We start from the raw sequence: 23,242 nt of genomic DNA, 5'->3' as shown, positions 1-23,242 counted from the left end.
ATTTCCTTATAGTTAACTAAGCCATAACACCTGATAAGGCTGCATTTCGTAATTCTGGCTACCGTTAATTACTTCACCCGTTAGCAGATCGCGATAATTTTTATCTGCCAGAGGATATGGCTGGGCTTTATTACTAAGATTAAACAGGGCAAGGATGCTGCTGCCGTCTTTCGCCCCTCGTTGAACAATCAGAATATTGTCAGCATGACTCTGGGCTGTGAAATGGCTGTCGGGATGGAAGGCCGCCTGGTTTTTCCTGACGGAAATCAGCTGCAATAATTTCTGACAGACCTTATGCCGCAGAGAATTTTCATCCTGCAGCTGCTCTTCAATATCAGGCAGATCGTATTTCTGGCGGTTAATTGCCCGGTTATATCCCAATACCTCTACGCCAGCATAATCGTTACGCGATCCCAGAACGCTCTGGATATATATCGCAGGCACGCCGGGGAATACGAGTAAAATAGCGTGGGCAAGAATAAATCTGGCAAGGCGCTCTTCATCATTGTTATTGCGGCGGTTTAACGCGTCCATATAGGTGACGTTTATTTCGTATGGGCTACGAGTTCCATCAGGATTATTTTTCCAGTTCACCAGCGCCCCTTCCTGCTGGAGGTCGGCAACCAGCGCCAGAATTTCATCTTCCGGCAGAATGCCGCGCAGCGGGTTCAGCCCGATGCCGTCGTGGGATGCCAGGAAGTTAAACCAGGTGGTATTGCCCCTGGTGTCAGCGCTCAGTGAAGCAGCCCAGGTGCTCAGCACCTTCGCTGAACCGGTATGGATAGCGTGCAGCACCAGCGGCGGCAGCGGAAACTGATACACCATCTGGGCTTCGTCATAGCCGTTCCCGAGATAGGAGATATTATCTTTGTGCGGCACGTTGGTTTCGGTAATCAGCACGGTGCCCGGCGCGATCTCATCAGCTACCGCGCGGAACAGCTTCACCAGCAGATGGGTTTTCTCGAGGTGAATGCAGTTCGTACCTATGGTTTTCCACATATAGCCCACGGCGTCCAGACGCACGTAGTCTGCCCCTTCCTGCAGGTAATGGATCAGCACGTCAACCATCGCCAGCAGCACCTGCGGGTTGGCAAAATTAAGGTCGACCTGATCGTCGCTGAAGGTAGTCCAGATATGCTGCTGCGTGCCATCCGCCAGGGTAAAAGGCGAAAGAAGCGGCAGCGCGCGCGGGCGGGTCACGGCCGATAAGTCAGTTGACGGGTCCACGGAGATAAAGAAATTCTGATATTCAGGTTTATTCTCTAAATAACCCCTGAACCATTTGCTTTTCGCCGAAATATGATTGCAGACAAAATCAAACATTAATTTTGCTGACTGATTGAGGCGTTTTATTTCCTGCCAGTCTCCGGCAGCGGACTCTACAGCATGATAATCTATTACCGAAAAACCATCGTCGGAAGACCAGGGGTAAAAAGGTAAAAGGTGGATGTGTGAAAACTGCTCGTGCAGGTGCCGATTATAAAAATCGCGCAGAACGCCCAGAGTTTTCTCATCGCCACGATGAAACTGGTCGGCGTAGGTAATCAGAACTACATCATTTTCATCCCACCCCTTTTTCCTTCTCTGAAAATTCAGGCTTTTCGCTTTTTCTATGCGGGAAATAAAGGCGTCAGTGAAAGCATTATTAGCTTCCTCACCGTAGATAGCCGTTAACAAATACATAATTTGAGTCATTTTAATTTTCTCATGGGAGCGGTACCACGAGAGGCGAGACTACTCCCGGTTAAAATTTCTGTCAACGGAAGGCGGGCGTGTTTTGCGGGAAAAAACAAAAATGCGGTGCCTTATGATAAAGATTTGTGAGGCACCGCAAATTTAAGATGAAACGGAGGAAAAAACCAGGCGTGAAGGGAGGCAAATATTGTTTAAGATTTATCTCACAGATGAAGAACGGTTATAGCGAGCAGAAACTTTACGCAGCATGCGTGCAAGCATCGGCTCGATGGTCATCGCCAGCAGCATTTTCAGCGGGCGGCGCGCTACGGATTTAACTGCCCACCCCGCTACACCCGCCGGGCCATAGCGCAGAGCGACCAGCAGAACCAGTTTGCCGGCGATTTTCAGGCCGGGTTTGGCTTTCTGGCTGGCTGTACGAAATGTTGTCATGGTTTTTTTCTCCGCAGGGTGGAAATTTCGTAGGGTGGATAAACAACGTGCCATCCACCGCTACGGCGTGGCGGATGGCGCTAGCTTATCCGCCCTACAACATAGTTCAAAGCTGGCGAAAACGGCTGCGTAACGTGAAGGTATCAGAGGTGATATACCGCTCCATCGAACGCAAACGCTGCTCGCCCGCCGCCAGCTCCGCATCCACTTCATCAAGCAGATCGCGGCTGGTCGGCTGCGGCTTTACCTGATCCGCACCGTAGGGCATCGGGTCAAGAATAAACGCCAGGGCGATGTAGGCCACCATGACGAAGAAGAACAGGCCAAAAATCATTGATAACACAACGATCAGGCGTACGAGTTTGACCGGGACGTCCAGGTACTGCGCAATACCTGCGCAAACACCTTTCAGCATCCCCTTCTCAGGGATACGCCACAATTTACGACCGGAAAATGAATTCACCATTATTTGTCTCTCCAGTTCGGGTGCTCAGCGTCGAGGATTTGCTCCAGCGCAACGATACGTTCACGCATGCGTTTCGCCTCGTCGGTAAGCTGCGCCAGCCGCTGCTGTTCACCCTGCGACAGCTCGCCGCCCGCTGAGCGGTTGCTGTAGTGCAGCCACAGCCAGATGGGGGCGACAAACAGCACGAATATCGTTAACGGTATGGCCAGAAAAAGCGCGCTCATGTGTACTCCTTACAAGTCGAACGAGCTGCGGCGCGTCATGCGCAGCCGCAGCATTAATAATTAACCGCGATCCTGACCGTTCATTTTCGCCTTCAGCGCCGCAATTTGCTCGCTGATCGCATCGTCGGCCTTCAGTTCGGCAAACTGGGTGTCGAGATTTTTCTGCTTGCCGAAGCTGTGGCTTTCCGCTTCCGACTCCATCTGGTCGATACGACGTTCGAAGGATTCGAAACGAGCCATTGCTTCATCCAGCTTGCCGCTGTCGAGCTGGCGACGAACATCACGGGAAGAGGACGCAGCCTGGTGGCGCAGCGTTAATGCCTGCTGGCGCGCGCGGGTTTCGCTGAGTTTGTTCTCCAGCTCGCCAATCTCTTTTTTCATACGCGCCAGGGTTTCATCGACGTGAACCACTTCATCTTCCAGGGTGGCAATCAGGTCGGTTAATTTCTGTTTTTCGATCAGCGCCGCACGGGCCAGATCTTCTTTATCCTTACGCAGCGCCAGCTCGGCTTTTTCCTGCCATTCGGCCTGCTGGGCCGTTGCCTGCTCTACGCGGCGGGACAGCTGTTTCTTTTCCGCCAGCGCGCGGGCCGAGGTGGAACGCACTTCAACGAGCGTGTCTTCCATTTCCTGAATCATCAGGCGTACCAGCTTCTGCGGATCCTCTGCCTTTTCCAGCAGCGAGTTGATGTTGGCATTCACGATGTCGGCGAAACGAGAAAAAATACCCATAATTCAATCCTCTTAAGTCATTATTTTCGGTGCCTGGCACCTTGCTCGATAAGATTAATACAATCTCCGTGCCAACTTTTTATCTTATTGATTTTAAAAGGCAGCATAAAATTTGACTCTGATTGCGCAGCGGCTATAGTGGTTTTATTCGCTAACAGTTGGTTAATTTCACCATGGCAGAACACAAAGATAATCTGATCGGAGAGGCAAACAGCTTCCTCGAGGTGCTGGAGCAGGTTTCGCGCCTGGCGCCGCTGGAGAAGCCCGTGCTGGTCATCGGCGAGCGTGGCACCGGTAAAGAACTGATCGCCAACCGCCTCCACTTCCTGTCCCGCCGCTGGCAGGGGCCGTTTATCTCGCTGAACTGCGCGGCGCTGAACGACAACCTGCTTGATTCCGAGCTGTTCGGCCACGAAGCCGGGGCCTTTACCGGAGCGCAAAAGCGCCATCCGGGCCGCTTTGAGCGCGCCGACGGAGGAACGCTTTTCCTGGATGAGCTGGCAACCGCACCGATGATGGTGCAGGAGAAGCTGCTGCGCGTGGTGGAATACGGTGAGCTGGAGCGCGTGGGCGGCAGCCAGCCGCTGCAGGTAAACGTGCGGCTGGTGTGCGCCACTAACGCCGATCTGCCGCAGCTTGCCGAAGAAGGTAAATTCCGCGCGGATTTGCTGGACCGGCTGGCGTTTGACGTCGTTACCCTTCCCCCGCTGCGCGAACGCAAGCCCGATATCATGCTGATGGCCGAGCACTTTGCCATTCAGATGTGCCGCGAGCTGCAGCTCCCGCTCTTCCCCGGCTTCAGCGAAGAGGCGCAGCAGACGCTGCTGAACTACGGCTGGCCGGGCAATATTCGCGAATTAAAAAACGTGGTTGAGCGATCGGTTTATCGCCACGGGAGCAGTGAAGAAGAGGTTGACGAGGTTATTCTCGACCCGTTTGCCCGAAAGGCGACGTTTGTCCACGTAGCTGAAACCAGCGCTGACACTCTTCCTCAGCTGCCGCTGGACCTGCGCGGCTGGCAGAACGAACAGGAAAAAACGCTGCTCGAGCGCAGCCTGCTCCAGGCGAAATACAACCAGCGCAGGGCCGCAGATTTGCTGGGTCTTACCTACCACCAGCTGCGCGCCCTGCTCAGGAAGCACGATGTCACGCCGTCGGCGGAGCAATAATAAAAATTTATGGCTGGCATACGCTGTCAGCCAGTCGTTATATTCTTTGCTTTTCAGTTAACTGACCTTAACTCGCTTCTTTTGCGCGCTTTTCAGATATTTTCTGAGCGCTTAATTAGCCTGCTTAGCATCCCCCTCGCCACGCTGCAACATTTCCTTAACAAAGCAATCCTACAATCGGCGCCGCTTGCCTAACTTTGATAAGGATTGCTTTTTGAAACTCAAGAAAACCTACGCCGCAACAATCGTTTATCTGCTGTGCTGCGGTGCTCAGGCCGCCGATACTGCGTTGAATACCCCTCATCTCCAGGGTATGGATAACTTTCGCGATGTGGCTGGGACGACAACGGCTTACGCCACCGCCAACGACGGCGTTATGCGTCAGGGTGTGTTTTACAGATCCAATGCAGTCACGCCGACCCCGTCTGACCTGGCCGTTCTGGACACGCTGAATATCACCAGCGTTGTGGATCTACGCACGCCAGCAGAAATTGCTACCACGCCGGATACGCTGCCCACCGGTGCCAGATACGTTAACGTCGATCTGATTGGCAACTCTGGCAGCACCAGCAGCATTACCAGCTCCCTCGCTGGCCTGACTCCCGCTGGCGTCAACGCCATGATGGAGGACGGCGAGCGGAGTTTCGTTACCAGCAGCTACGCCCGCCAGGGGCTGAACGAGGTTTTCCGTGAACTTGCCGGGGCGGACGGCGCGGCGCTGTTCCACTGCACGGCGGGCAAAGACCGCACGGGCTGGACGGCAGCCATTCTGCAATCCATCGCGGGCGTTGGCTCCGCCGACATCATGCAAAACTATCTGGCGACCAACGAGTACACCGCCGCCAGAATTAACGCGACCGTCGCCGCACTTCCTCCCTCGGTGGCCGAAACCTACCGCACGCTGATGGGAGTACAGGCCAGCTGGCTGCAGGCAGGGTTCGATCAGATCCTGATCAGCTATGGCACCGTCGATAATTATCTTAAAGAGGGTCTGGGACTGGATCAGGCAACCATTTACGTTCTGCGGGCGAAGATGGTTCGCTACGCGCAGCTGCCCGGCCAGCAGAGCTTCACGGGCAACGCCGCGGCGGGCGCTGCGTTTCTGAACGCGCTACAGGACTCCCCGCTTTCCGGCCGCTACACCGCTTACAACTACTATCTGCAATCGGCGATTGACGGCGGTTCGCTTGGCGGCATGGAAAAACGCATCGGCGGGCAGGTTTATGCCGACGCGGCGAGCTATCTTTTGCGTGCGCCTTCGCAGATTAACGACAAATTATCGCCGTGGATTGCGGGCAACACATTAGCCGTTGGCTCGGCCTCCGTCTGGATGACCGGAATGGACAGCTACCTGGGTACCGATGGCAACAGCGCCCGGAGCAGCAGCAACGAACATTCCGCCGGGGCCATCGTGGGCAGCACCTGGCGGGCAAACGAGCAGATCTCCGTCAACGGCGGCATCGGTTACAGCCACGGTACGGTAAGCAGCAATGCCGACGAGATAAAAACAAATTCGACGTTTATCACCCTTGGCGGACGCTACGCCCTGCGCTCTTTACAGGACGGGCCGTACGGTACCTTACAGGGCACGGCGGGCTACGTAGATTACGACAGCGAGCGCCGTCCCGGCGGCGGTTTTGACTCCGCGCGTGGCGACAGCAGCGGACAGTTTTACAGCGCCCGCGCAGGCCTTGGCTGGTTTGTTCCCGGCATCGTGACGTTTGACCCAAGTCTTGGCGTACAGGTCACGCATCTGAATCTCAAGGGCTTGCAGGAAACAAACAGCGAAGTAGCGCTGGACGTGGACGGCACAAACGAGACGCAAACCAGCCTGGTCGGCAATCTGGATATCCACCTGAAGCCGTTCACGCCGGGTAGCTGGGCGCTGACGCCGGGCATTAACGTCGGTTACGAACGCCTGCTGGATGACGCGCAGATGACCTCCCACGCTTCGCTGTACGGCATCAATGTGGATCAGGTTTCAGCGTATAACAGCAAAAATCTCTACAAAACGGGCATTAATCTCAGCGCGACCACGGGAAATCTGACGCTGGCGGCGGGGGCAAATGTGCTGGCGGCAGATGACAGCAGCACCGGATTTAACGGCACGCTGACGGCCAGCTACGCCTTTTGAATTGTTTTAAGCGGCGTTCTGGCCAGTTCAGAACGCCCGCTTCGCCGCAAAAAACAGCAAAACCCGGTCTTTTTTCCGGGCTTTGTTTATAAAAAAAGCAAAACGACCTGACATATTTTGGGAAGCTCCGCAGAGTGCGATACACTTTGGCTATCACCTTTGAAAACTCAAAAACTTATGCGCGGAATTATTCCCTCTCTCTTACTGGGTCTGAGCTGCCTCAGCGGCGTGGCGCTCGCAGCGACGCCTGACCAGAAGCCCGACGACATTCGCAAGAGTGGGTTTGTCTATTGCGTTAATGGCCAGGTCAATACCTTTAATCCGCAGATGACGAGCGGCGGCCTGACCGTCGATACGCTTGCCGCACAGCTGTTCGACCGCCTGCTGGACGTTGATCCTTACACCTATCGCCTGGTGCCGGAGCTGGCGCAAAGCTGGGAGGTGCTGGATAACGGCGCGACCTACCGTTTCCACCTGCGCCCGAACGTGCAGTTCCAGACAACGCCGTGGTTTAAACCCACCCGCGCCCTGAACGCCGACGATGTGGTGTTCAGCTTCCAGCGTATCTTTAACCGCAAGCATCCGTGGCACAACATCAACGGCGGCAATTACCCTTATTTCGATAGCCTCCAGTTCCCGGACTCGGTGAAAAGCGTCCGCAAGCTCGATAACAACACCGTTGAGTTTAAGCTCGAGAAGCCGGACGCCTCGTTCCTGTGGCATATGGCGACCCACTACGCCTCGGTAATGTCGGCAGAATATGCGGCGCAGCTCGAAAAAATCGATCGTCAGGAGCTGATGGACCGCCAGCCGGTCGGCACCGGTCCGTTCCAGCTTAGCGAATACCGTGCCGGGCAGTACGTTCGCCTGGCCCGTAACCCTAAGTTCTGGCGCGGCGTGCCGCTGATGCCGCAGGTAGTGCTTGATTTAGGCTCCGGCGGCACCGGGCGACTGTCCAAACTGCTTACCGGCGAATGCGACGTGCTGGCCTATCCTGCCGCCAGCCAGCTAACGATTCTGCGCGACGACCCGCGCCTGCGCCTGACCCTGCGTCCGGGCATGAACATCGCCTATCTCGCGTTCAACACGAATAAAGCACCGCTGAACAACCCGGACGTTCGCCACGCTCTCGCGCTGGCCATTAATAACCAGCGTCTGATGCAGTCCATCTATTACGGTACGGCTGAAACCGCCGCGTCTATTCTGCCCCGCGCCTCATGGGCCTACGACAGCGACGCGAAAATTACTGAATACAATCCTGAAAAAGCGCGTCAGCGCCTGAAAGCGTTGGGGATCAGCAATCTTGAGCTGCGCCTGTGGGTGCCGACCAGCTCCCAGGCCTGGAACCCAAGCCCGCTGAAAACCGCCGAGCTGATTCAGGCGGACATGGCGCAGATTGGCGTGAAGGTGATTATCGTGCCCGTCGAGGGGCGTTTCCAGGAAGCGCGCCTGATGGACATGAACCACGATCTGACCCTTGCGGGCTGGGCGACGGACAGCAACGATCCGGACAGCTTCTTTCGCCCGATGCTGAGCTGCGCCGCTATCCGCTCGCAGACCAACTATGCTCGCTGGTGTAACCCTGAGTTTGATACCGTGCTGCAGAAGGCGCTTGCGACCCAGCAGCTCGCTTCCCGTATCGAAGCCTACGACGAAGCGCAAAATATTCTGGCGAGAGATTTGCCGGTGCTGCCGCTGGCCTCGTCACTGCGCCTGCAGGCCTATCGTTATGATATTAAAGGTCTTGTGCTCAGCCCGTTTGGTAACGCATCTTTTGCCGGGGTCTCCCGCGAGGACGTAGAGGTGAAAAAACCATGATCATCTTCACCCTAAGACGTTTGCTGCTGCTGCTCATCACGCTGCTGTTCCTGGCGATAGTCAGCTTCAGCCTGAGCTATTTCACCCCGCACGCGCCGCTTCAGGGGGCTTCCCTGTGGAACGCCTGGGTGTTCTGGTTTGAGAGCCTGCTGCACTGGGATTTTGGCGTTTCCAGCATTAACGGCCAGTCCATCAACGAACAGCTGCGGGATGTCTTCCCGGCGACTATGGAACTCTGCATCCTTGCTTTTGGCCTGGCGCTGCTGATTGGTATTCCTGTCGGCATGCTGGCGGGCATCACCCGGAATAAATGGCAGGATCAGCTCATTAGCGCGCTGGCGCTGGTGGGCTTCTCGATTCCGGTCTTCTGGTTTGCCCTGCTGCTGACGCTTTTCTTCTCCCTGACGCTGGGCTGGCTGCCGGTTTCCGGCCGCTTTGATCTGCTCTATGAAGTAAAATCCGTGACCGGTTTTGCGCTGGTTGACGCCTGGCTTTCCGACTCGCCCTACCGCGAAGAGATGATCATGAGCGCCCTGCGCCATATGGTGCTGCCTGTCGTTGCGCTGGCCGTGGCTCCGACTACCGAAGTTATTCGCCTGATGCGCCTGAGCACGATTGAAGTGTTCGATCAAAACTATATCCGCGCTGCCGCCACGCGCGGATTATCGCGTCTGACAATTTTGCACCGCCACGTGCTGCACAACGCGCTTCCTCCGGTGATCCCACGTCTGGGCCTCCAGTTTTCGACCATGCTGACGCTGGCGATGATCACCGAAGTGGTGTTCAGCTGGCCGGGCCTGGGCCGCTGGCTGATCAACGCCATTCGCCAGCAGGACTATGCGGCGATCTCCGCCGGTGTGATGGTGGTCGGCACGCTGGTGATCGTCGTTAACGTGATTTCCGATATTCTGGGTGCTATGGCTAACCCGCTGAAACATAAGGAATGGTATGCCTTACGATAGCGTCTATCGCGAGAAGCGGCCGCCGAGTACGCTGCGCCTGACCTGGCGCAAATTCTATGGCGATACCCCGGCGATGATTGGCCTGTACGGCTGCGGCGCGCTGGTCCTGCTGTGCGTGTTCGGCGGGCTGTTTGCGCCCTATGGCCTGGATCAGCAGTTCCTTGGCTACCAGCTGCTGCCGCCGTCATGGTCACGCTACGGGGAAGTCTCCTTCTTCCTGGGGACGGATGATCTGGGCCGCGATGTGTTAAGTCGCCTGCTGAGCGGCGCGGCACCGACCGTGGGCGGTGCGTTCGTGGTAACGCTTGCGGCCACTATTTTTGGCGTGGTGCTGGGGGTTTTCGCCGGTGCAACTCACGGCCTGCGCTCTGCGGTGCTAAATCATATTCTGGATACGCTGCTGTCCATTCCGTCGCTGCTGCTGGCCATTATCGTGGTCGCCTTTGCCGGTCCGCATCTGATTCATGCCATGTTCGCCGTCTGGCTGGCGCTGCTGCCGCGCATGGTACGCTCGGTCTACAGCGCGGTGCATGACGAGTTGGAAAAAGAGTATGTCGTTGCCGCCCGCCTTGACGGGGCGTCAACGCTGAATATTTTATGGTTTGCGGTGATGCCTAATACCGCCGCGACGCTGGTCACGGAAGTGACCCGTGCGCTGTCGATGGCGATTCTGGACATCGCCGCGCTGGGCTTTCTGGATCTCGGTGCGCAGCTTCCCTCTCCGGAATGGGGAGCCATGCTGGGTGATGCGCTGGAGCTGATCTATGTTGCGCCCTGGACCGTCATGCTTCCGGGCGCGGCAATTATGATTAGCGTACTGCTGGTCAACCTGCTGGGCGACGGGCTGCGCCGTGCGATTAACGCGGGGGTGCAATAATGCCGCTACTTGATATCCGCAATCTGACGATTGAATTTATGACCTCCGAAGGCTGGGTGAAGGCCGTTGACCGCGTGAGTATGACGCTCAACGAAGGCGAGATCCGCGGTCTGGTGGGGGAATCGGGATCGGGTAAGAGCCTGATCGCCAAAGCTATCTGCGGCGTCACCAAGGATAACTGGCGCATTACGGCCGACCGCATGCGCTTCGATGACATCGACCTGCTTCGCCTGTCGGCCCGGGAGCGCCGCCGCCTGGTGGGCCATAACGTGTCGATGATTTTCCAGGAGCCGCAGTCCTGTCTCGACCCTTCCGAAAAAGTGGGCCTGCAGCTCACGCAGAACATCCCCGGCTGGACCTATAAAGGCCGCTGGTGGAAGCGTTTCGGCTGGCGCAAGCGTCGTGCAATTGAGCTCCTGCACCGCGTGGGCATTAAAGATCACAAAGACGCGATGCGCAGCTATCCGTATGAGCTGACCGACGGCGAATGCCAGAAGGTGATGATTGCCATTGCGCTGGCAAACCAGCCGCGCCTGCTGATTGCGGATGAGCCGACCAACGCCATGGAGCCGACCACCCAGTCGCAGATCTTTAAGCTGCTCACCCGTCTTAACCAGTACAACAACACCACGATTTTGCTTATCAGCCACGACCTGCAGATGCTCAGCAAGTGGGCGGATAAAATCAACGTCATGTACTGCGGCCAGACGGTAGAGAGTGCCACCAGCGAAGATCTGATTGCCACGCCGCACCACCCTTATACCCAGGCGCTGATAAGAGCTATTCCGGACTTTGGCAGCTCGATGCCGCACAAAAGCCGCCTGAATACTATGCCGGGCGCTATCCCGCTGCTGGAGCATCTGCCCATCGGCTGCCGACTCGGGCCGCGCTGCCCTTACGCCCAGCGTAAATGCATAGAAACACCGCGCCTTGACGGGCCGAAAACGCATCTCTACGCCTGTCATTTCCCGCTGAATATGGAGAGTCAGTAATGGTCGAAACGCTGCTCGAAGTGCGTAATTTAAGTAAGACGTTTCGCTACCGAACTGGCCTGTTCCGCCGCCAGCACGTGGAAGCGGTGAAGCCGCTGAGCTTTACCCTGCGCGAAAGGCAAACGCTGGCGATTATTGGCGAGAACGGGTCGGGGAAATCGACGCTGGCGAAGATGCTGGCGGGCATGATTGAACCCACCGGCGGCGAGCTGGTGATTGACGATCACCCGCTGCACTACGGGGACTACACCTACCGCAGCCAGCATATCCGCATGATATTCCAGGACCCAAGCACGTCCCTGAACCCGCGCCAGCGTATATCCCAGATTCTGGATTTTCCGCTGCGGCTGAATACGGATATGGAGCCGGAGGCGCGGCAGAAGCAGATCGTCGAGACGCTGCGTCTGGTCGGGCTGCTGCCGGACCATGCCAGCTACTATCCGCACATGCTGGCGCCGGGGCAGAAACAGCGTCTGGGCCTGGCCCGCGCGCTGATCCTGCGTCCGAAGGTGATCATCGCTGACGAAGCGCTGGCCTCGCTGGATATGTCGATGCGCTCGCAGCTAATCAACCTGATGCTGGAGCTGCAGGAGAAACAGGGTATCGCCTATATCTACGTTACCCAGCATATCGGCATGATGAAGCACATCAGCGACCAGGTGCTGGTGATGCATCAGGGCGAAGTGGTTGAGCGCGGCGCAACCGCCGACGTGCTGGCCTCCCCGCTTCACGACCTGACCAAACGCCTGATAGCCAGCCACTTCGGCGAAGCGCTGACGGCGGATGCGTGGCGTAAAGACCGCTAACCCGGTGGATGACGCTGGCGCTTATCCCCCCTACAACAGCAACCCTATTCGTAGTTTGTAGGCCGGATAAGCGGCAGCGCCATCCGGCAAAACCATCCCACACCAACATTATTCCCAGGCCGGATAAGCGCAGCACAGCTGTTCAGACCTCTGGCGAGGTGTTAACCACTCGGCACGCCCTGGAAAAATAACGTGACACATCCCGGCGTCAGTGGGATATAATTTCGGTTTCGTGTTGAATAATTGTGACCAGCAATCAGTAACATCATGATTCTAAAGTCATAAATTAGCAGAAACTATAAGGATTCAAAGCTATGGGTTTTCTTACCGGTAAACGCATTCTGATCACTGGCCTCGCCAGCAAACTTTCCATCGCTTACGGTATCGCTCAGGCGATGCACCGCGAAGGCGCCGAGCTGGCTTTCACCTATCAAAACGACAAACTGAAAGGCCGTGTTGAAGGTTTCGCTGCTGAGCTGGGCTCAAACATTGTGCTGCCGTGCGACGTGGCAGAAGATGAAAGCATCGATGCGCTGTTTACCGAACTGGCGAAAAGCTGGCCTAAATTTGACGGCTTCGTGCACTCCATCGGCTTCGCTCCTGCGGACCAGCTGGACGGCGACTACGTCAACGCTGTAACCCGTGACGGCTTCAAAATCGCCCACGACATCAGCGCCTATAGCTTTGTTGCCATGGCAAAAGTTTGCCGTGAAATGCTGAACCCGGGTTCTGCGCTGCTGACTCTGTCCTACCTGGGCGCAGAGCGTGCTATCCCTAACTACAATGTGATGGGCCTGGCGAAAGCTTCTCTGGAAGCTAACGTGCGCTACATGGCGAACGCAATGGGTCCTGAAGGCGTGCGTGTTAACGCCATCTCTGCGGGTCCTATCCGTACTCTGGCAGCAAGCGGCATCAAAGACTTCCGTAAAATGCTGGCCCACTGCGAAGCGGTTACCCCAATTCGTCGCACCGTGACCATCGAAGACGTGGGTAACTCTGCGGCCTTCCTGTGCTCCGACCTGTCCGCCGGTATCTCCGGTGAAGTGGTCCACGTTGACGGCGGCTTCAGCATCGCCGCAATGAACGAGCTGGAACTGAAATAAGTTTCACTATGGGGTGGACGCTCGTCCGCCCCATACTTTTCTGCATATCCCCCTCCCCGCACCGCCCCATATAGCATTCCGGTATTTGTTATCACCGATCATTCTTTTGTCACCTTCCACGCTTGCGCCAGGATAAAGCAGCGAACCAGGCCCCCCGCTTTCTGGCAGGCCTGTTAACTCTTTGACCAAGGAACGACCATGGAACAACGCCAAATTTTGGGCAAAAACCACTGGTATCATGAAACCCAGTCCAGTCTCTGCCCGGCGGATGCGCTGCCGTTAGTTCCCGAAGCCGCCCACGCCGATCGTTTTTTGCTCGACCTGACGTTAAGTCCTGAACAGCTCGCCGAAGAACAGTCGTGGATAAACGCGGCCCGTAGCGCAGGCCTGACGCTGCTGCCTGAAAACGTCACCGTGACTCGCCTGCATACGCTGAGCAGCTACGACAGGCTGAGCACCGCGTTAACCGTGGCCCAGGTGTGCGGTGTACAGCGGCTGTGCAACCACTATGCCGCCCGTCTTGCTCCCCAGCCCGGGCCTGACTCCTCCCGCGAGAGCAATCAGCGCCTGACGCAAATTACCCAGTACGCCCGCCAGCTCGCCAGCCAGCCGACGCTCATCGACAGCACGTCCCGGACCCATCTGGATGAGGTAGGCCTGTCCGTCGACGACATCGTAACCTTCAACCAGCTCATCGGGTTTATTGGCTTCCAGGCACGCGCTATCGCCGTCTGGCAGGCGCTTCAGGGTCTGCCCGTTCGCTGGCTGCCCGGTCTGGATACGCTGCAGGACGCGGCGGCGGAGCTGTTCAGCGCGGAAGGTGCAGGCTGGGCTGCGGATTTACCCCCCGTCGAGCTGCGATACGCCCAGGCGGATCAGCTTGAGGCGGTGAGCGTCAGCCAGCCGCTCGGCCCGCTACAGGGCATGCACTGGCTGCTGGCCCACGATGCGCCGACGCTTAACGGCTTAAGCCAGCTGATTCGCCTGCTCTGGCAGCCCGCACCGGGCCAGAGCAGCGAACAAAAGCTGGTCATGATGCTGACGGCGAGGATCAACGGCAGCCCCGCCTGCTTTGCTCAGGCCGCGCAACAGTGGGCAGAAGAGAACGGTTTGCCGGAGGCTATACGCAACGGCGATCGCGCGCTCCAGGCCTGGAGCCATAACCACCCGCGTGAACGGGCCGTCATCCAGGCCGTGCAGCTGCTGACGCGCGCACCGGACAGATTCAGCGCCGCCCACATCCAGCCCTTATTCGAGCAGGGCTTCACCCCCTCTCAGGTTCTGAGGCTGCTGGCCAGCGCCGGTCTGTTTGGCTGGGTAAACCGCTTAAAAATCGGTCTCGGTACCCTCGTCCAGCCCAGTCGCCTGGGGTGATTTCGCGGTAAACATCACTTGCCGCCAGGGGTGGATTCGCGTAAAACTGTCAGCCGCTCTTTTGGCCACGAAAACTAAATAATATGTTTCAGGATAACCCGCTGCTCGCGCAGCTAAAACAGCAACTGCATTCCCAGACTCCACGCGTTGAAGGCGTGGTAAAAGGCACTGAAAAAGGCTTTGGCTTCCTCGAAGTTGACTCCCAGAAAAGCTACTTTATTCCGCCGCCGCAGATGAAAAAAGTGATGCACGGCGACCGGGTCAGCGCAGTGATCCATTCGGATAAAGACCGGGAGTCCGCGGAGCCAGAAGAGCTTATCGAGCCGTTTCTCACCCGCTTCGTTGGCCGCGTCCAGCGTAAAGACGATCGCCTGTCCATCGTGCCGGACCATCCCCTGTTGAAAGACGCGATTCAGTGTCGTGCTGACCGTAACGTCACGCATGATTTCCAGAACGGCGACTGGGCCGTGGCGGAAATGAAACGTCACCCGCTGAAAGGCGACCGCGGCTTCTACGCCGAGCTGACCCAGTACATTACCTTCGGCGACGATCATCTCGCCCCCTGGTGGGTCACCCTTTCCCGCCATAATCTTGAGCGTGAAGCGCCTGACGGCGTGGCGACCGAGATGCTGGACGATGGCCTGGTACGTGAAGATTTGACCGCCCTGAACTTCGTCACCATCGACAGCGCCAGCACCGAAGATATGGACGATGCGCTGTATGTCGAAGAGCTGGCAGACGGCAGGCTTCAGCTGACCGTTGCTATTGCCGATCCCACCGCGTGGATAGCCGAAGGCAGCAAGCTGGACAACATCGCCAAAGTGCGTGCGTTCACCAATTACCTGCCAGGCTTTAATATTCCGATGCTGCCGCGTGAGCTGTCAGACGACCTCTGCTCCCTGCGCGCCAACGTCACCCGCCCCGTCATCGCCTGCCGTATGACGATCGAACAGGATGGCGCTATTGCCAGCGACATTCACTTCTTTGCCGCTACCATCGAGTCGAAGGCCAAGCTGGTTTATGACGAAGTGTCCGACTGGCTGGAAGGCAAAGGCGAATGGCAGCCGCAGAACGACGAGATTGCTCAACAAATTCGCCTGCTGCAGCGCATCTGCCTGAGCCGCGGCGAATGGCGCCACAACCATGCGCTGGTCTTTAAAGACCGCCCTGACTACCGCTTCGTGCTGGGCGAGAAAGGCGAAGTGCTGGATATCATCTCTGAGCCACGCCGTATCGCTAACCGTATCGTTGAAGAAGCGATGATTGCCGCGAACGTCTGCGCCGCCGTTGTGCTGCGCGACAGGCTCGGCTTCGGGATTTACAACGTGCATACCGGCTTCGATCCGGCCAATACCGAGCAGCTGGCTACCATGCTGGCGGGCCACGGTCTGACCGTCGACGCGCAGGAAGTGCTGACGCTGGACGGCTTCTGCAAGCTGCGCCGCGAGCTGGACGCCCAGCCGACAGGGTTCCTGGACAGCCGCATCCGCCGCTACCAGTCCTTCGCTGAAATCAGCACCGAGCCTGGCCCGCACTTCGGCCTTGGCCTGGAAGCCTATGCGACCTGGACCTCGCCTATCCGCAAGTACGGCGACATGATTAACCACCGCCTGCTGAAGGCGATTATCAAGGGTGAAACCATCGGGCGCCCTGCCGCTGAGGCCACCGTCCAGATGGCCGAGCGTCGCCGCCTGAACCGCATGGCCGAGCGCGACGTTGGCGACTGGCTGTACGCCCGCTTCCTGAAGGATAAGGCAGGCACGGACACCCGTTTCGCCGCCGAAATCATTGATGTCAGCCGCGGCGGCATGCGCGTGCGCCTGGTGGACAACGGAGCCGTGGCATTTATTCCGGCCCCGTTCATTCACGCCGTGCGTGATGAAATGGTTTGCAGCCAGGAGCTGGGCACCGTGCAGATCAAAGGCGAAGTGGCTTACAAAGTGACTGACGTTATCGACGTGACCATCGCCGAAGTGCGCATGGAAACCCGCAGCGTAATCGCCCGTCCCGCCGTCTGATCCGACATAACGATCCACAAAGGCTGAATGGATATTCAGCCTTTTTCTTTTCTGACGCCCCCGCCTTCCTTTAAATCATGTTAAAAACGCCGCTTACTTTTTATCCGGCGCTGAATATATTATTGCTTTAATTATAATTTCCCATGTAAATTAATAAGCCGTTACTGGCGCTTTTAACCACTCTCACGCCCTCACGACGCCAGAAAATATGCACCTTAGTGCTATTTTTCTGACGGTTAACGCAATTCTTATTTTTTTAACGGCTATTGCCCGCCTGACATTGGCTTTATGTTGCTAATATAAATACTAAACTGACGCGCCATGCATCTGTTCAGGAGAAAGCATGAAAGACGAGATGGAGCAGAACCTGCTTTACCGTTATTTAGGGACAACCAGTCCATACTGGCGTTTGCTTCTGGACAGCAATGCTCTGCAACTTGCCGCTCATGAAAAGGCCGATACCAGCCAGGTTGTGGCGCTGACGCCGGAGCAGGCAGATGATATACGCCGCATGACCGTCATCACCTCAAGCATCACCATGTCTATCTCCCTGTTCGGCGCTGAGGTACCCGTCCACCTCGTAGGGCGTAAGGTGTCAAAGCGCGAATGGGCGGGCACGGCCTCCGCCTGGCACGACACCCCTTCCGTCGCCCGCGACCTGGCCCAGGGCCTCTCTTTCGCCGAGCAGGTTGTTTCCGAAGCTAACTCAGTCATCGTTATTCTGGACCGCCAGGGCAATATCCAGCGCTTTAACCGTCTCAGCGAAGAGTACACCGGGCTGAAAGAGCAGGAGGTCATCGGCCAGAACGTGTTTAAGCTGTTTATGAGCCGCAGCGAAGCCGCCGCCTCGAAGCGCAATATCAGCGGCTTTTTTCGCAACGGTAACTCCTACGAAGTGGAGCGCTGGATCAAAACCCGCAAGGGCCAGCGGCTGTTCCTGTTTCGCAATAAGTTCGTGCACAGCGGCAGCGGCAAAAACGAAATCTATCTCATTTGTTCCGGCACCGACATTACCGAAGAGCGCCGCGCTCAGGAACGTCTGCGCGTGCTGGCCAACACGGATACGATTACCGGCCTGCCGAACAGAAATGCCATTCACGACCTGATCAGCTCAGCGATAGAAAACCGCGGCGCCGGTCAGGTAGGGGTTGTCTATCTGGATCTCGATAATTTCAAGAAAGTGAACGATGCCTACGGCCATATGTTTGGCGATCAGCTTCTGCAGGCCGTCTCGCTGGCAATACTCAGCTGCCTTGAAGAGGGTCAGGTGCTGGCGAGGCTGGGAGGCGATGAGTTTATCGTGCTGGCGTCCGACACATCCCAGGCCACGCTTGAGGCGATGTCCTCGCGCATTCTTACCCGACTCAAAACCCCCTTCCGCATCGGCCTGATTGAGGTTTATACCGGCTGTTCGCTGGGCATTTCACTTGCCCCGCAGCACGGCGAGGATCGCGAAAGCCTGATCCGTAATGCCGATACGGCAATGTATACGGCGAAAGAGAGCGGGCGCGGTAAATTCTGCGTCTTCTCGCCGGATATGAACCAGCGCGTCTTTGAATATCTCTGGCTGGACACCAACCTGCGGAAGGCGCTGGAAAACGACCAGCTCGTGATCCACTACCAGCCTAAAATGACCTGGCGCGGTGAAGTCCGCAGCCTTGAGGCGCTGGTTCGCTGGCAGTCCCCCGAGCGCGGCTTGATTCCCCCGCTCGACTTTATCTCCTACGCCGAGGAGTCCGGCCTGATTGTGCCGCTGGGGCGCTGGGTAATGCTTAGCGTGGTGCAGCAGGTCGCAAAGTGGCGCGACAAGGGCATTAACCTGCGTGTGGCGGTGAACGTCTCCGCCCGACAGCTGGCCGACCAGACCATATTCAGCGATCTGAAGCAGGCGCTGAAGGATCTGGATTTTGAGTACTGCCCGATAGACGTAGAGCTGACGGAGAGCTGCCTGATTGAAAACGAGGAGCTGGCGCTGTCGGTGATCCAGCAGTTCAGCAAGCTCGGCGCGCAGGTTCATCTGGACGATTTCGGCACCGGCTACTCCTCTCTTTCGCAGCTCGCCCGCTTCCCGATTGACGCAATCAAGCTCGACCAGGCTTTCGTGCGCGATATCCACAAGCAGTCCGTTTCGCAGTCGCTGGTTCGTGCCATCGTTGCCGTGGCCCAGGCGCTGAATTTACAGGTGATCGCCGAAGGCGTGGAGAGCCAGAAAGAAGATTCCTTCCTCACCAAAAACGGCGTCAACGAACGGCAGGGATATCTCTTTGCTAAGCCAATGCCCGCCGCCGCCTTTGAACGCTGGTTTAAACGTTATCAGGCGCGGACCGCACGCTAACTCTTTAACCGGCAGAGGATCCCTGCTGCTTAGCCCGGCGGTTTATTATTAAACAACCCTGGGCTTGTCATACTTAGCCTACAGGTCAAAATATCAGGAGAAAGTGTTATTTCTCTTTCGCCAGCGATGCTGGCGTTCCCCTGTATTTTACCTTCAGAGTGGGCGCAACGATGATAAAGAAGCTCAGGCATAAAGGCTTTCATACCTACGTAAAAGATGGCGATCGCAAGCTCATTGAAATATTTGATGACATATTGTCATGCAATGTAAAAACCATCGGTGTTGATAAAGTATTCAAAAGTGAACCGCATACCCACGTTTCACTTTTGAATACTCAGCACGGCCCGTACGTCATGAAAATTTACGCGCCGGGAAATAAACTGATAGAACGCTTCATTAAATCTCTGTTTTCAGCAAGTTATAACGTCAATCTGATCAAAAAGATCGACTACGCACGAAACTGTGGCTTTCAGTTTCCTAACGATTTCTTTTTGCTGGCAGAGCGACGCTTTCTGAACTTTGCCAAAGTTTCTATAATGCTGTTTGAGTATATTCCGGGCAAAGAATTGTCGGAACTCCCGGTTATTACCCCTGATATGAAGAACGAACTGAAGACTGCGGTTCAGAAGATGCATGAGCTGGAGATAATCTCCGGCGACGCGCACAAGGGTAATTTCATCATGAGTGACGAAGGCATTAGAATTATCGACCTGTGCGGCAAACCGTATAATAAAAAGCGCGCCGTCGAAGATAATTTAACCATGAACCTGAGAATTGGCGTCCCGTTTGAAGTCAGCGGAATATGGCAGAAAGCGATAGTGGCAAAAAAGATGCACCGCCATAACAAACTGAAAGTTAGAAAAGGCAACCCTGAAATGAATCAGGTAGCCTGAGAAAGACGCCGCAGGTAAGAAACGGCGTCAAAAAACGGCAGGTCCGCAGCCGTTTTACTTACTTCTGTAATTGCTAGCTTGCTTTACGCAGGGTCGTCGAGGTATGGCGATTTTGCAGCTGCACCAGCCTTTCCATATAGGCAATATCCTTAGGCTGCAGGCAGAATGCGGCGTCGACCCAATCTTCCGTAATATCCATCAGCTCGGCCCTGGGCAGCTGCAGCACGCGCTGACGCGCCCGGAGCATGGCCCGCACGCCGTTCAGCTTGGGCTGCAGCGTATCAATAAAGGTGCGGGTTGCCACGTAGCCCTGGTCAGGCTCAAACAACACGTCGACTAAACCGTACTGTTCGTACCATTCCGCAGTATGGGACTCTCCTTTATAGATGAGATCTTCCGCGAGCTTCATGCCGGAGCGCCTGGCCACCAGAGAATAGCCCCCCATTCCCGGGAAAAGGTTGAAGGCGATTTCCGGGAAGCCCAGCCGCGCATCGCGCTGCGCCAGGATAAAGTGGTGCGCAAGCGCCGCTTCAAAACCGCCGCCCAGGGCGCTGCCTTCGACCATCGCCAGGCTTATCGCGCCGGTATCAAAACCGCGTGAGGCGGCATGAACGCAATCGACACAGGCGCGAGCATACGCCCGCAAAGCTTCACGCCGCCCCTGCCGTATGGTCTCGACGAAAAAGCCCAGGTCGCCGCCGGTATTGTACATTCCCTGAACCAGCGAGCCGGTGACCCAAAAGTCCACCTCAAATCCCGACTGCTGGACCAGATAGCTAAGGTTCATGATCTCTTCGATCAGGACGTGGTTAAAGCACGGGCGCGGCTGCGCCCGCAGCATCATCCATACCGTGCGGCGCTCTTCTTCGTAATAACCCGACAGCTGGGTAAAACGTGCAGTATCGGTAAACAATTTGCAGGTTGGTTGGTTTAGTACTGTCATCTTTCAATCCTGGGTTTCAGGGTGGGAGAACGATCTAAGGAGCCTTAGATCGCGTTGCAAAGCAGTCAATTACCGCCGTGCATGGGCAAACAATAGTTTCTGTTTACGCAGCCTTGCGGTTATTTTTCTGCCTCCGTTACTTTCCCACGGCTTATCGGACCAGATGACTAAACCGATAGATTATTTATATATGTCTCAGGACAGAAGCCAAAAAAAACGCCCATCGGAATGGGCGTTCTTCTGTACTTTTAAGCTTACGGATGCGTCAGCCTTTGGCTTTTCCCGGCAGGGTTTTCATCAGTTCGTCCGGGCTGATGGTCGCCACGATGCTGCCGGGGAGCGGCATCTTAAGAATATGATTTTTCATCTTGCCGATGACGTGCATCTCGCACGGGCGGCAGTCGAACTTCAGCGTCAGCACTTCGTCGCCGTGAACCAGCTGCATTGGCGTGGCGCGCCAGCTCTTGATATTGCCTTTCGCCTGCTTCGGGCAGAGGTTAAACGCAAAGCGCAGGCAGTGTTTGGTGATCATCACCGGTACTTCGCCCTTCTCTTCGTGGGCTTCATAGGCGGCATCAATAAGCTTCACGCCATAGCGCTGATAGAACTCGCGCGCTTTGTGGTTGTAGACGTTAGCAAGAAACGTCAGGTGCTCTTCCGGATAAACCGGCGCAGGTACCGAAACCGCTTTCCGTGAGCCGCGCTGATACTGCGCTAAGCGCGCTTCTGTGAGCGCATCGACCGCATCACGGCGAAGCTGGTTTAGCAGGCTGTTCGGGACAAAGTACGGCTCAGGTAAGTTGATGTTGACCTGGCGCGAGGAGTACATGCTCTGCCCGAGCTTGGTCAGGCCGTCGCGCAGGTTGTCATAGGCTTTTTGCGGATTGTTCGCGGCTTCAAACTGCCCCTCCAGCGTTTTCGTTACGCTCACGCCCTCCTCGCTGGTCAGCGTCAGTACCAGCTGCTCCTGCCAGCCGCTCAGCTCCATATCCACCGCCACGCGCCTTTCGCTGGAGGTTTTCAGCAGCGCCTGTTGCCAGTTATGGTCGAGGTTGCGGTTCAGCGGATGGTGCGGGCGCAGATTTTTCAGCGTGTCCGGCATTTCATTCGGCCAGACGCGATACTGGTTTTTACCCGTTTTCTCGACGGTGTTCGCGCGGAAGCCAACAATTTCACGTTTGATCAGCACGTTCAGGCCATCGCCGTTGGTCAGCTCATCTTTGACAGCAACATCCAGATGATCTTTGCCAACCTTCAGCACTTCACCTACCTGCAGGCCGATGAATTTCGGGGAGTCGAAGGCGCCAATGTCGATTTTACGTTCATTCACGAAGTAGTCGGTGCTGCCGCGGTGGAACGTTTTATCCGGGGACGGAATAAAGAAGTGGGACGTGCGGCCCGAAGAGGCGCGAACCAGGTCGGTACGGCTCTCCATCAGCTCATCAAGCAGCTGACGATAATAGGAGGTAATGTTTTTCACATAGCTCATATCTTTGTAGCGCCCTTCAATCTTGAAGGAGCGCACGCCCGCCTCTACCAGAGCCGCCAGGTTTGCGCTCTGGTCGTTATCTTTCATCGACAGAAGATGTTTTTCAAAGGCGACCACGCGGCCCTGATCGTCTTTCAAAGTGTACGGCAGACGGCAGGCCTGCGAGCAGTCGCCACGGTTTGCGCTGCGGCCCGTCTGGGCGTGTGAAATATTGCACTGCCCGGAATAGGCCACGCAGAGCGCACCGTGAATAAAGAATTCGATGGTCGCATCAACGTTCTGATGAATGGCGCGGATCTGGTCCAGGTTCAGCTCGCGGGCCAGGACAATCTGCGAGAAGCCAACGTCAGACAGAAACTTCGCTTTTTCTACGCTGCGGATGTCGCACTGCGTGCTGGCGTGAATTTCAATGGGCGGCAGGTCCATTTCCATGACGCCCATGTCCTGCACGATTAGCGCATCGACGCCCGCCTGATAAAGATCGTGGATCATCAGGCGCGCTGGCTCCAGTTCGTTATCATGCAGAATGGTGTTCAGCGTGACAAAGATTTTCGCGCCGTAGCGATGGGCAAACGGCACCAGTTCGGCCAGGTCGCGCAGGCTGTTGCCCGCGTTGTGGCGCGCGCCAAAACCAGGGCCGCCGATGTAAACCGCATCTGCGCCATGCAGAATAGCTTCACGGGCAATGTCGGCGTCGCGGGCGGGGCTGAGTAATTCAAGATGATTTGCGTGCAGGCGCATATTGTTCATTTTCTGTCTGATGGCGAAAGGCGGCTATTG

Annotated in this window: 19 protein-coding genes; 12 read left to right on the top strand and 7 right to left on the bottom strand. The window is 56.4% G+C overall.

Translation table 11 applies throughout. From position 1 onward, the window contains the following. Nucleotides 1-12 precede the first annotated feature (12 nt). The 5 genes from AAE045_RS05335 to pspA form a co-directional block, all read right to left on the bottom strand. Nucleotides 13-1,695, bottom strand: coding sequence for an alpha-amylase family glycosyl hydrolase (locus AAE045_RS05335; RefSeq protein ID WP_455546795.1), 1,683 nt, complete (start codon nt 1,693-1,695; stop codon nt 13-15). Nucleotides 1,696-1,893: 198 nt separating this feature from the next. Continuing rightward, the gene (gene pspD, locus AAE045_RS05330) at nt 1,894-2,127 is read right to left on the bottom strand and encodes a phage shock protein PspD (RefSeq protein ID WP_455546794.1); all 234 of its coding nucleotides are present in this window, start codon (nt 2,125-2,127) and stop codon (nt 1,894-1,896) included. Nucleotides 2,128-2,233: 106 nt separating this feature from the next. Further along, nucleotides 2,234-2,593: an envelope stress response membrane protein PspC gene (gene pspC / locus AAE045_RS05325; protein ID WP_455546793.1), complete on the bottom strand. Its 360-nt coding sequence runs from the start codon at nt 2,591-2,593 to the stop codon at nt 2,234-2,236. Then, nucleotides 2,593-2,817 (bottom strand): phage shock protein B, encoded by a 225-nt coding sequence (pspB, locus tag AAE045_RS05320; protein WP_455424533.1) that lies wholly within the window; start codon nt 2,815-2,817, stop codon nt 2,593-2,595. The genes pspC and pspB overlap by 1 nt, the downstream gene beginning before the upstream one ends. Before the next feature lie 60 nt (nt 2,818-2,877). After that, nucleotides 2,878-3,549, bottom strand: coding sequence for a phage shock protein PspA (gene pspA, locus AAE045_RS05315; protein WP_455424534.1), 672 nt, complete (start codon nt 3,547-3,549; stop codon nt 2,878-2,880). 173 nt (nt 3,550-3,722) lie between these two features. Here pspA and pspF point away from each other — a divergent pair, with 173 nt between their 5' ends. From pspF to AAE045_RS05255, 12 genes are all read left to right on the top strand, one after another. Beyond that, nucleotides 3,723-4,718 carry a phage shock protein operon transcriptional activator gene (gene pspF, locus AAE045_RS05310; protein ID WP_455546792.1) on the top strand — a complete coding sequence of 332 codons (996 nt, stop codon included), beginning with the start codon at nt 3,723-3,725 and terminating at the stop codon, nt 4,716-4,718. Between the two features lie 214 nt (nt 4,719-4,932). Then, nucleotides 4,933-6,852 (top strand): tyrosine-protein phosphatase, encoded by a 1,920-nt coding sequence (locus tag AAE045_RS05305; RefSeq protein ID WP_455546791.1) that lies wholly within the window; start codon nt 4,933-4,935, stop codon nt 6,850-6,852. A gap of 177 nt (nt 6,853-7,029) precedes the next feature. Further along, the gene (sapA, locus tag AAE045_RS05300) at nt 7,030-8,670 is read left to right on the top strand and encodes an ABC transporter substrate-binding protein SapA (RefSeq protein ID WP_455546790.1); all 1,641 of its coding nucleotides are present in this window, start codon (nt 7,030-7,032) and stop codon (nt 8,668-8,670) included. Then, nucleotides 8,667-9,632 (top strand): putrescine export ABC transporter permease SapB, encoded by a 966-nt coding sequence (gene sapB, locus AAE045_RS05295; RefSeq protein ID WP_455546789.1) that lies wholly within the window; start codon nt 8,667-8,669, stop codon nt 9,630-9,632. The genes sapA and sapB overlap by 4 nt, the downstream gene beginning before the upstream one ends. Next, nucleotides 9,619-10,509: a putrescine export ABC transporter permease SapC gene (gene sapC / locus AAE045_RS05290; protein WP_455546788.1), complete on the top strand. Its 891-nt coding sequence runs from the start codon at nt 9,619-9,621 to the stop codon at nt 10,507-10,509. Before sapB ends, sapC begins: the two co-directional genes overlap by 14 nt. Then, complete coding sequence (gene sapD, locus AAE045_RS05285) at nt 10,509-11,501, top strand: putrescine export ABC transporter ATP-binding protein SapD (protein ID WP_455546787.1); 993 nt, start codon at nt 10,509-10,511, stop codon at nt 11,499-11,501. Before sapC ends, sapD begins: the two co-directional genes overlap by 1 nt. Continuing rightward, the gene (gene sapF / locus AAE045_RS05280; protein WP_455546786.1) at nt 11,501-12,307 is read left to right on the top strand and encodes a putrescine export ABC transporter ATP-binding protein SapF; all 807 of its coding nucleotides are present in this window, start codon (nt 11,501-11,503) and stop codon (nt 12,305-12,307) included. The genes sapD and sapF overlap by 1 nt, the downstream gene beginning before the upstream one ends. A gap of 314 nt (nt 12,308-12,621) precedes the next feature. Beyond that, entirely contained in the window at nt 12,622-13,410 is a 789-nt protein-coding gene (gene fabI / locus AAE045_RS05275) for an enoyl-ACP reductase FabI (RefSeq protein WP_202303677.1), read from the top strand. Between the two features lie 198 nt (nt 13,411-13,608). After that, entirely contained in the window at nt 13,609-14,784 is a 1,176-nt protein-coding gene (locus AAE045_RS05270; RefSeq protein WP_455546785.1) for a CMD domain-containing protein, read from the top strand. An 83-nt stretch (nt 14,785-14,867) separates the two neighbouring features. Then, nucleotides 14,868-16,802: an exoribonuclease II gene (locus AAE045_RS05265; RefSeq protein WP_455546784.1), complete on the top strand. Its 1,935-nt coding sequence runs from the start codon at nt 14,868-14,870 to the stop codon at nt 16,800-16,802. 343 nt (nt 16,803-17,145) lie between these two features. Then, nucleotides 17,146-19,137 carry a cyclic di-GMP phosphodiesterase gene (gene pdeR / locus AAE045_RS05260; protein WP_455546783.1) on the top strand — a complete coding sequence of 664 codons (1,992 nt, stop codon included), beginning with the start codon at nt 17,146-17,148 and terminating at the stop codon, nt 19,135-19,137. Between the two features lie 170 nt (nt 19,138-19,307). After that, nucleotides 19,308-20,030, top strand: coding sequence for a lipopolysaccharide core heptose(II) kinase RfaY (locus AAE045_RS05255; RefSeq protein ID WP_455546782.1), 723 nt, complete (start codon nt 19,308-19,310; stop codon nt 20,028-20,030). 73 nt (nt 20,031-20,103) lie between these two features. Here the strand turns inward: AAE045_RS05255 and AAE045_RS05250 are convergent, their stop codons facing one another. Next, entirely contained in the window at nt 20,104-20,973 is an 870-nt protein-coding gene (locus tag AAE045_RS05250) for a crotonase/enoyl-CoA hydratase family protein (RefSeq protein ID WP_455546781.1), read from the bottom strand. Between the two features lie 265 nt (nt 20,974-21,238). Continuing rightward, nucleotides 21,239-23,203, bottom strand: coding sequence for a peptidase U32 family protein (locus tag AAE045_RS05245; RefSeq protein ID WP_455546780.1), 1,965 nt, complete (start codon nt 23,201-23,203; stop codon nt 21,239-21,241). Between the last annotated feature and the right edge of the window lie 39 nt (nt 23,204-23,242).

The sequence above is a fragment of the Dryocola clanedunensis genome, from assembly GCF_038405435.1.
Classification (GTDB): domain Bacteria; phylum Pseudomonadota; class Gammaproteobacteria; order Enterobacterales; family Enterobacteriaceae; genus Dryocola; species Dryocola clanedunensis_A.
This window is presented reverse-complemented; position numbering and strand designations above follow the sequence as displayed.

Excerpts from the sequence above, each read along its gene's own strand:
- AAE045_RS05335 (WP_455546795.1), bottom strand. The coding sequence starts at position 1,695 with ATGACTCAAATTATGTATTTGTTAACGGCTATCTACGGTGAGGAAGCT.
- pspD (WP_455546794.1), bottom strand. The coding sequence starts at position 2,127 with ATGACAACATTTCGTACAGCCAGCCAGAAAGCCAAACCCGGCCTGAAA.
- pspC (WP_455546793.1), bottom strand. The coding sequence starts at position 2,593 with ATGGTGAATTCATTTTCCGGTCGTAAATTGTGGCGTATCCCTGAGAAG.
- pspB (WP_455424533.1), bottom strand. The coding sequence starts at position 2,817 with ATGAGCGCGCTTTTTCTGGCCATACCGTTAACGATATTCGTGCTGTTT.
- pspA (WP_455424534.1), bottom strand. The coding sequence starts at position 3,549 with ATGGGTATTTTTTCTCGTTTCGCCGACATCGTGAATGCCAACATCAAC.
- pspF (WP_455546792.1), top strand. The coding sequence starts at position 3,723 with ATGGCAGAACACAAAGATAATCTGATCGGAGAGGCAAACAGCTTCCTC.
- sapA (WP_455546790.1), top strand. The coding sequence starts at position 7,030 with ATGCGCGGAATTATTCCCTCTCTCTTACTGGGTCTGAGCTGCCTCAGC.
- sapB (WP_455546789.1), top strand. The coding sequence starts at position 8,667 with ATGATCATCTTCACCCTAAGACGTTTGCTGCTGCTGCTCATCACGCTG.
- sapC (WP_455546788.1), top strand. The coding sequence starts at position 9,619 with ATGCCTTACGATAGCGTCTATCGCGAGAAGCGGCCGCCGAGTACGCTG.
- sapD (WP_455546787.1), top strand. The coding sequence starts at position 10,509 with ATGCCGCTACTTGATATCCGCAATCTGACGATTGAATTTATGACCTCC.
- sapF (WP_455546786.1), top strand. The coding sequence starts at position 11,501 with ATGGTCGAAACGCTGCTCGAAGTGCGTAATTTAAGTAAGACGTTTCGC.
- fabI (WP_202303677.1), top strand. The coding sequence starts at position 12,622 with ATGGGTTTTCTTACCGGTAAACGCATTCTGATCACTGGCCTCGCCAGC.
- AAE045_RS05270 (WP_455546785.1), top strand. The coding sequence starts at position 13,609 with ATGGAACAACGCCAAATTTTGGGCAAAAACCACTGGTATCATGAAACC.
- AAE045_RS05265 (WP_455546784.1), top strand. The coding sequence starts at position 14,868 with ATGTTTCAGGATAACCCGCTGCTCGCGCAGCTAAAACAGCAACTGCAT.
- pdeR (WP_455546783.1), top strand. The coding sequence starts at position 17,146 with ATGAAAGACGAGATGGAGCAGAACCTGCTTTACCGTTATTTAGGGACA.
- AAE045_RS05255 (WP_455546782.1), top strand. The coding sequence starts at position 19,308 with ATGATAAAGAAGCTCAGGCATAAAGGCTTTCATACCTACGTAAAAGAT.
- AAE045_RS05250 (WP_455546781.1), bottom strand. The coding sequence starts at position 20,973 with ATGACAGTACTAAACCAACCAACCTGCAAATTGTTTACCGATACTGCA.
- AAE045_RS05245 (WP_455546780.1), bottom strand. The coding sequence starts at position 23,203 with ATGCGCCTGCACGCAAATCATCTTGAATTACTCAGCCCCGCCCGCGAC.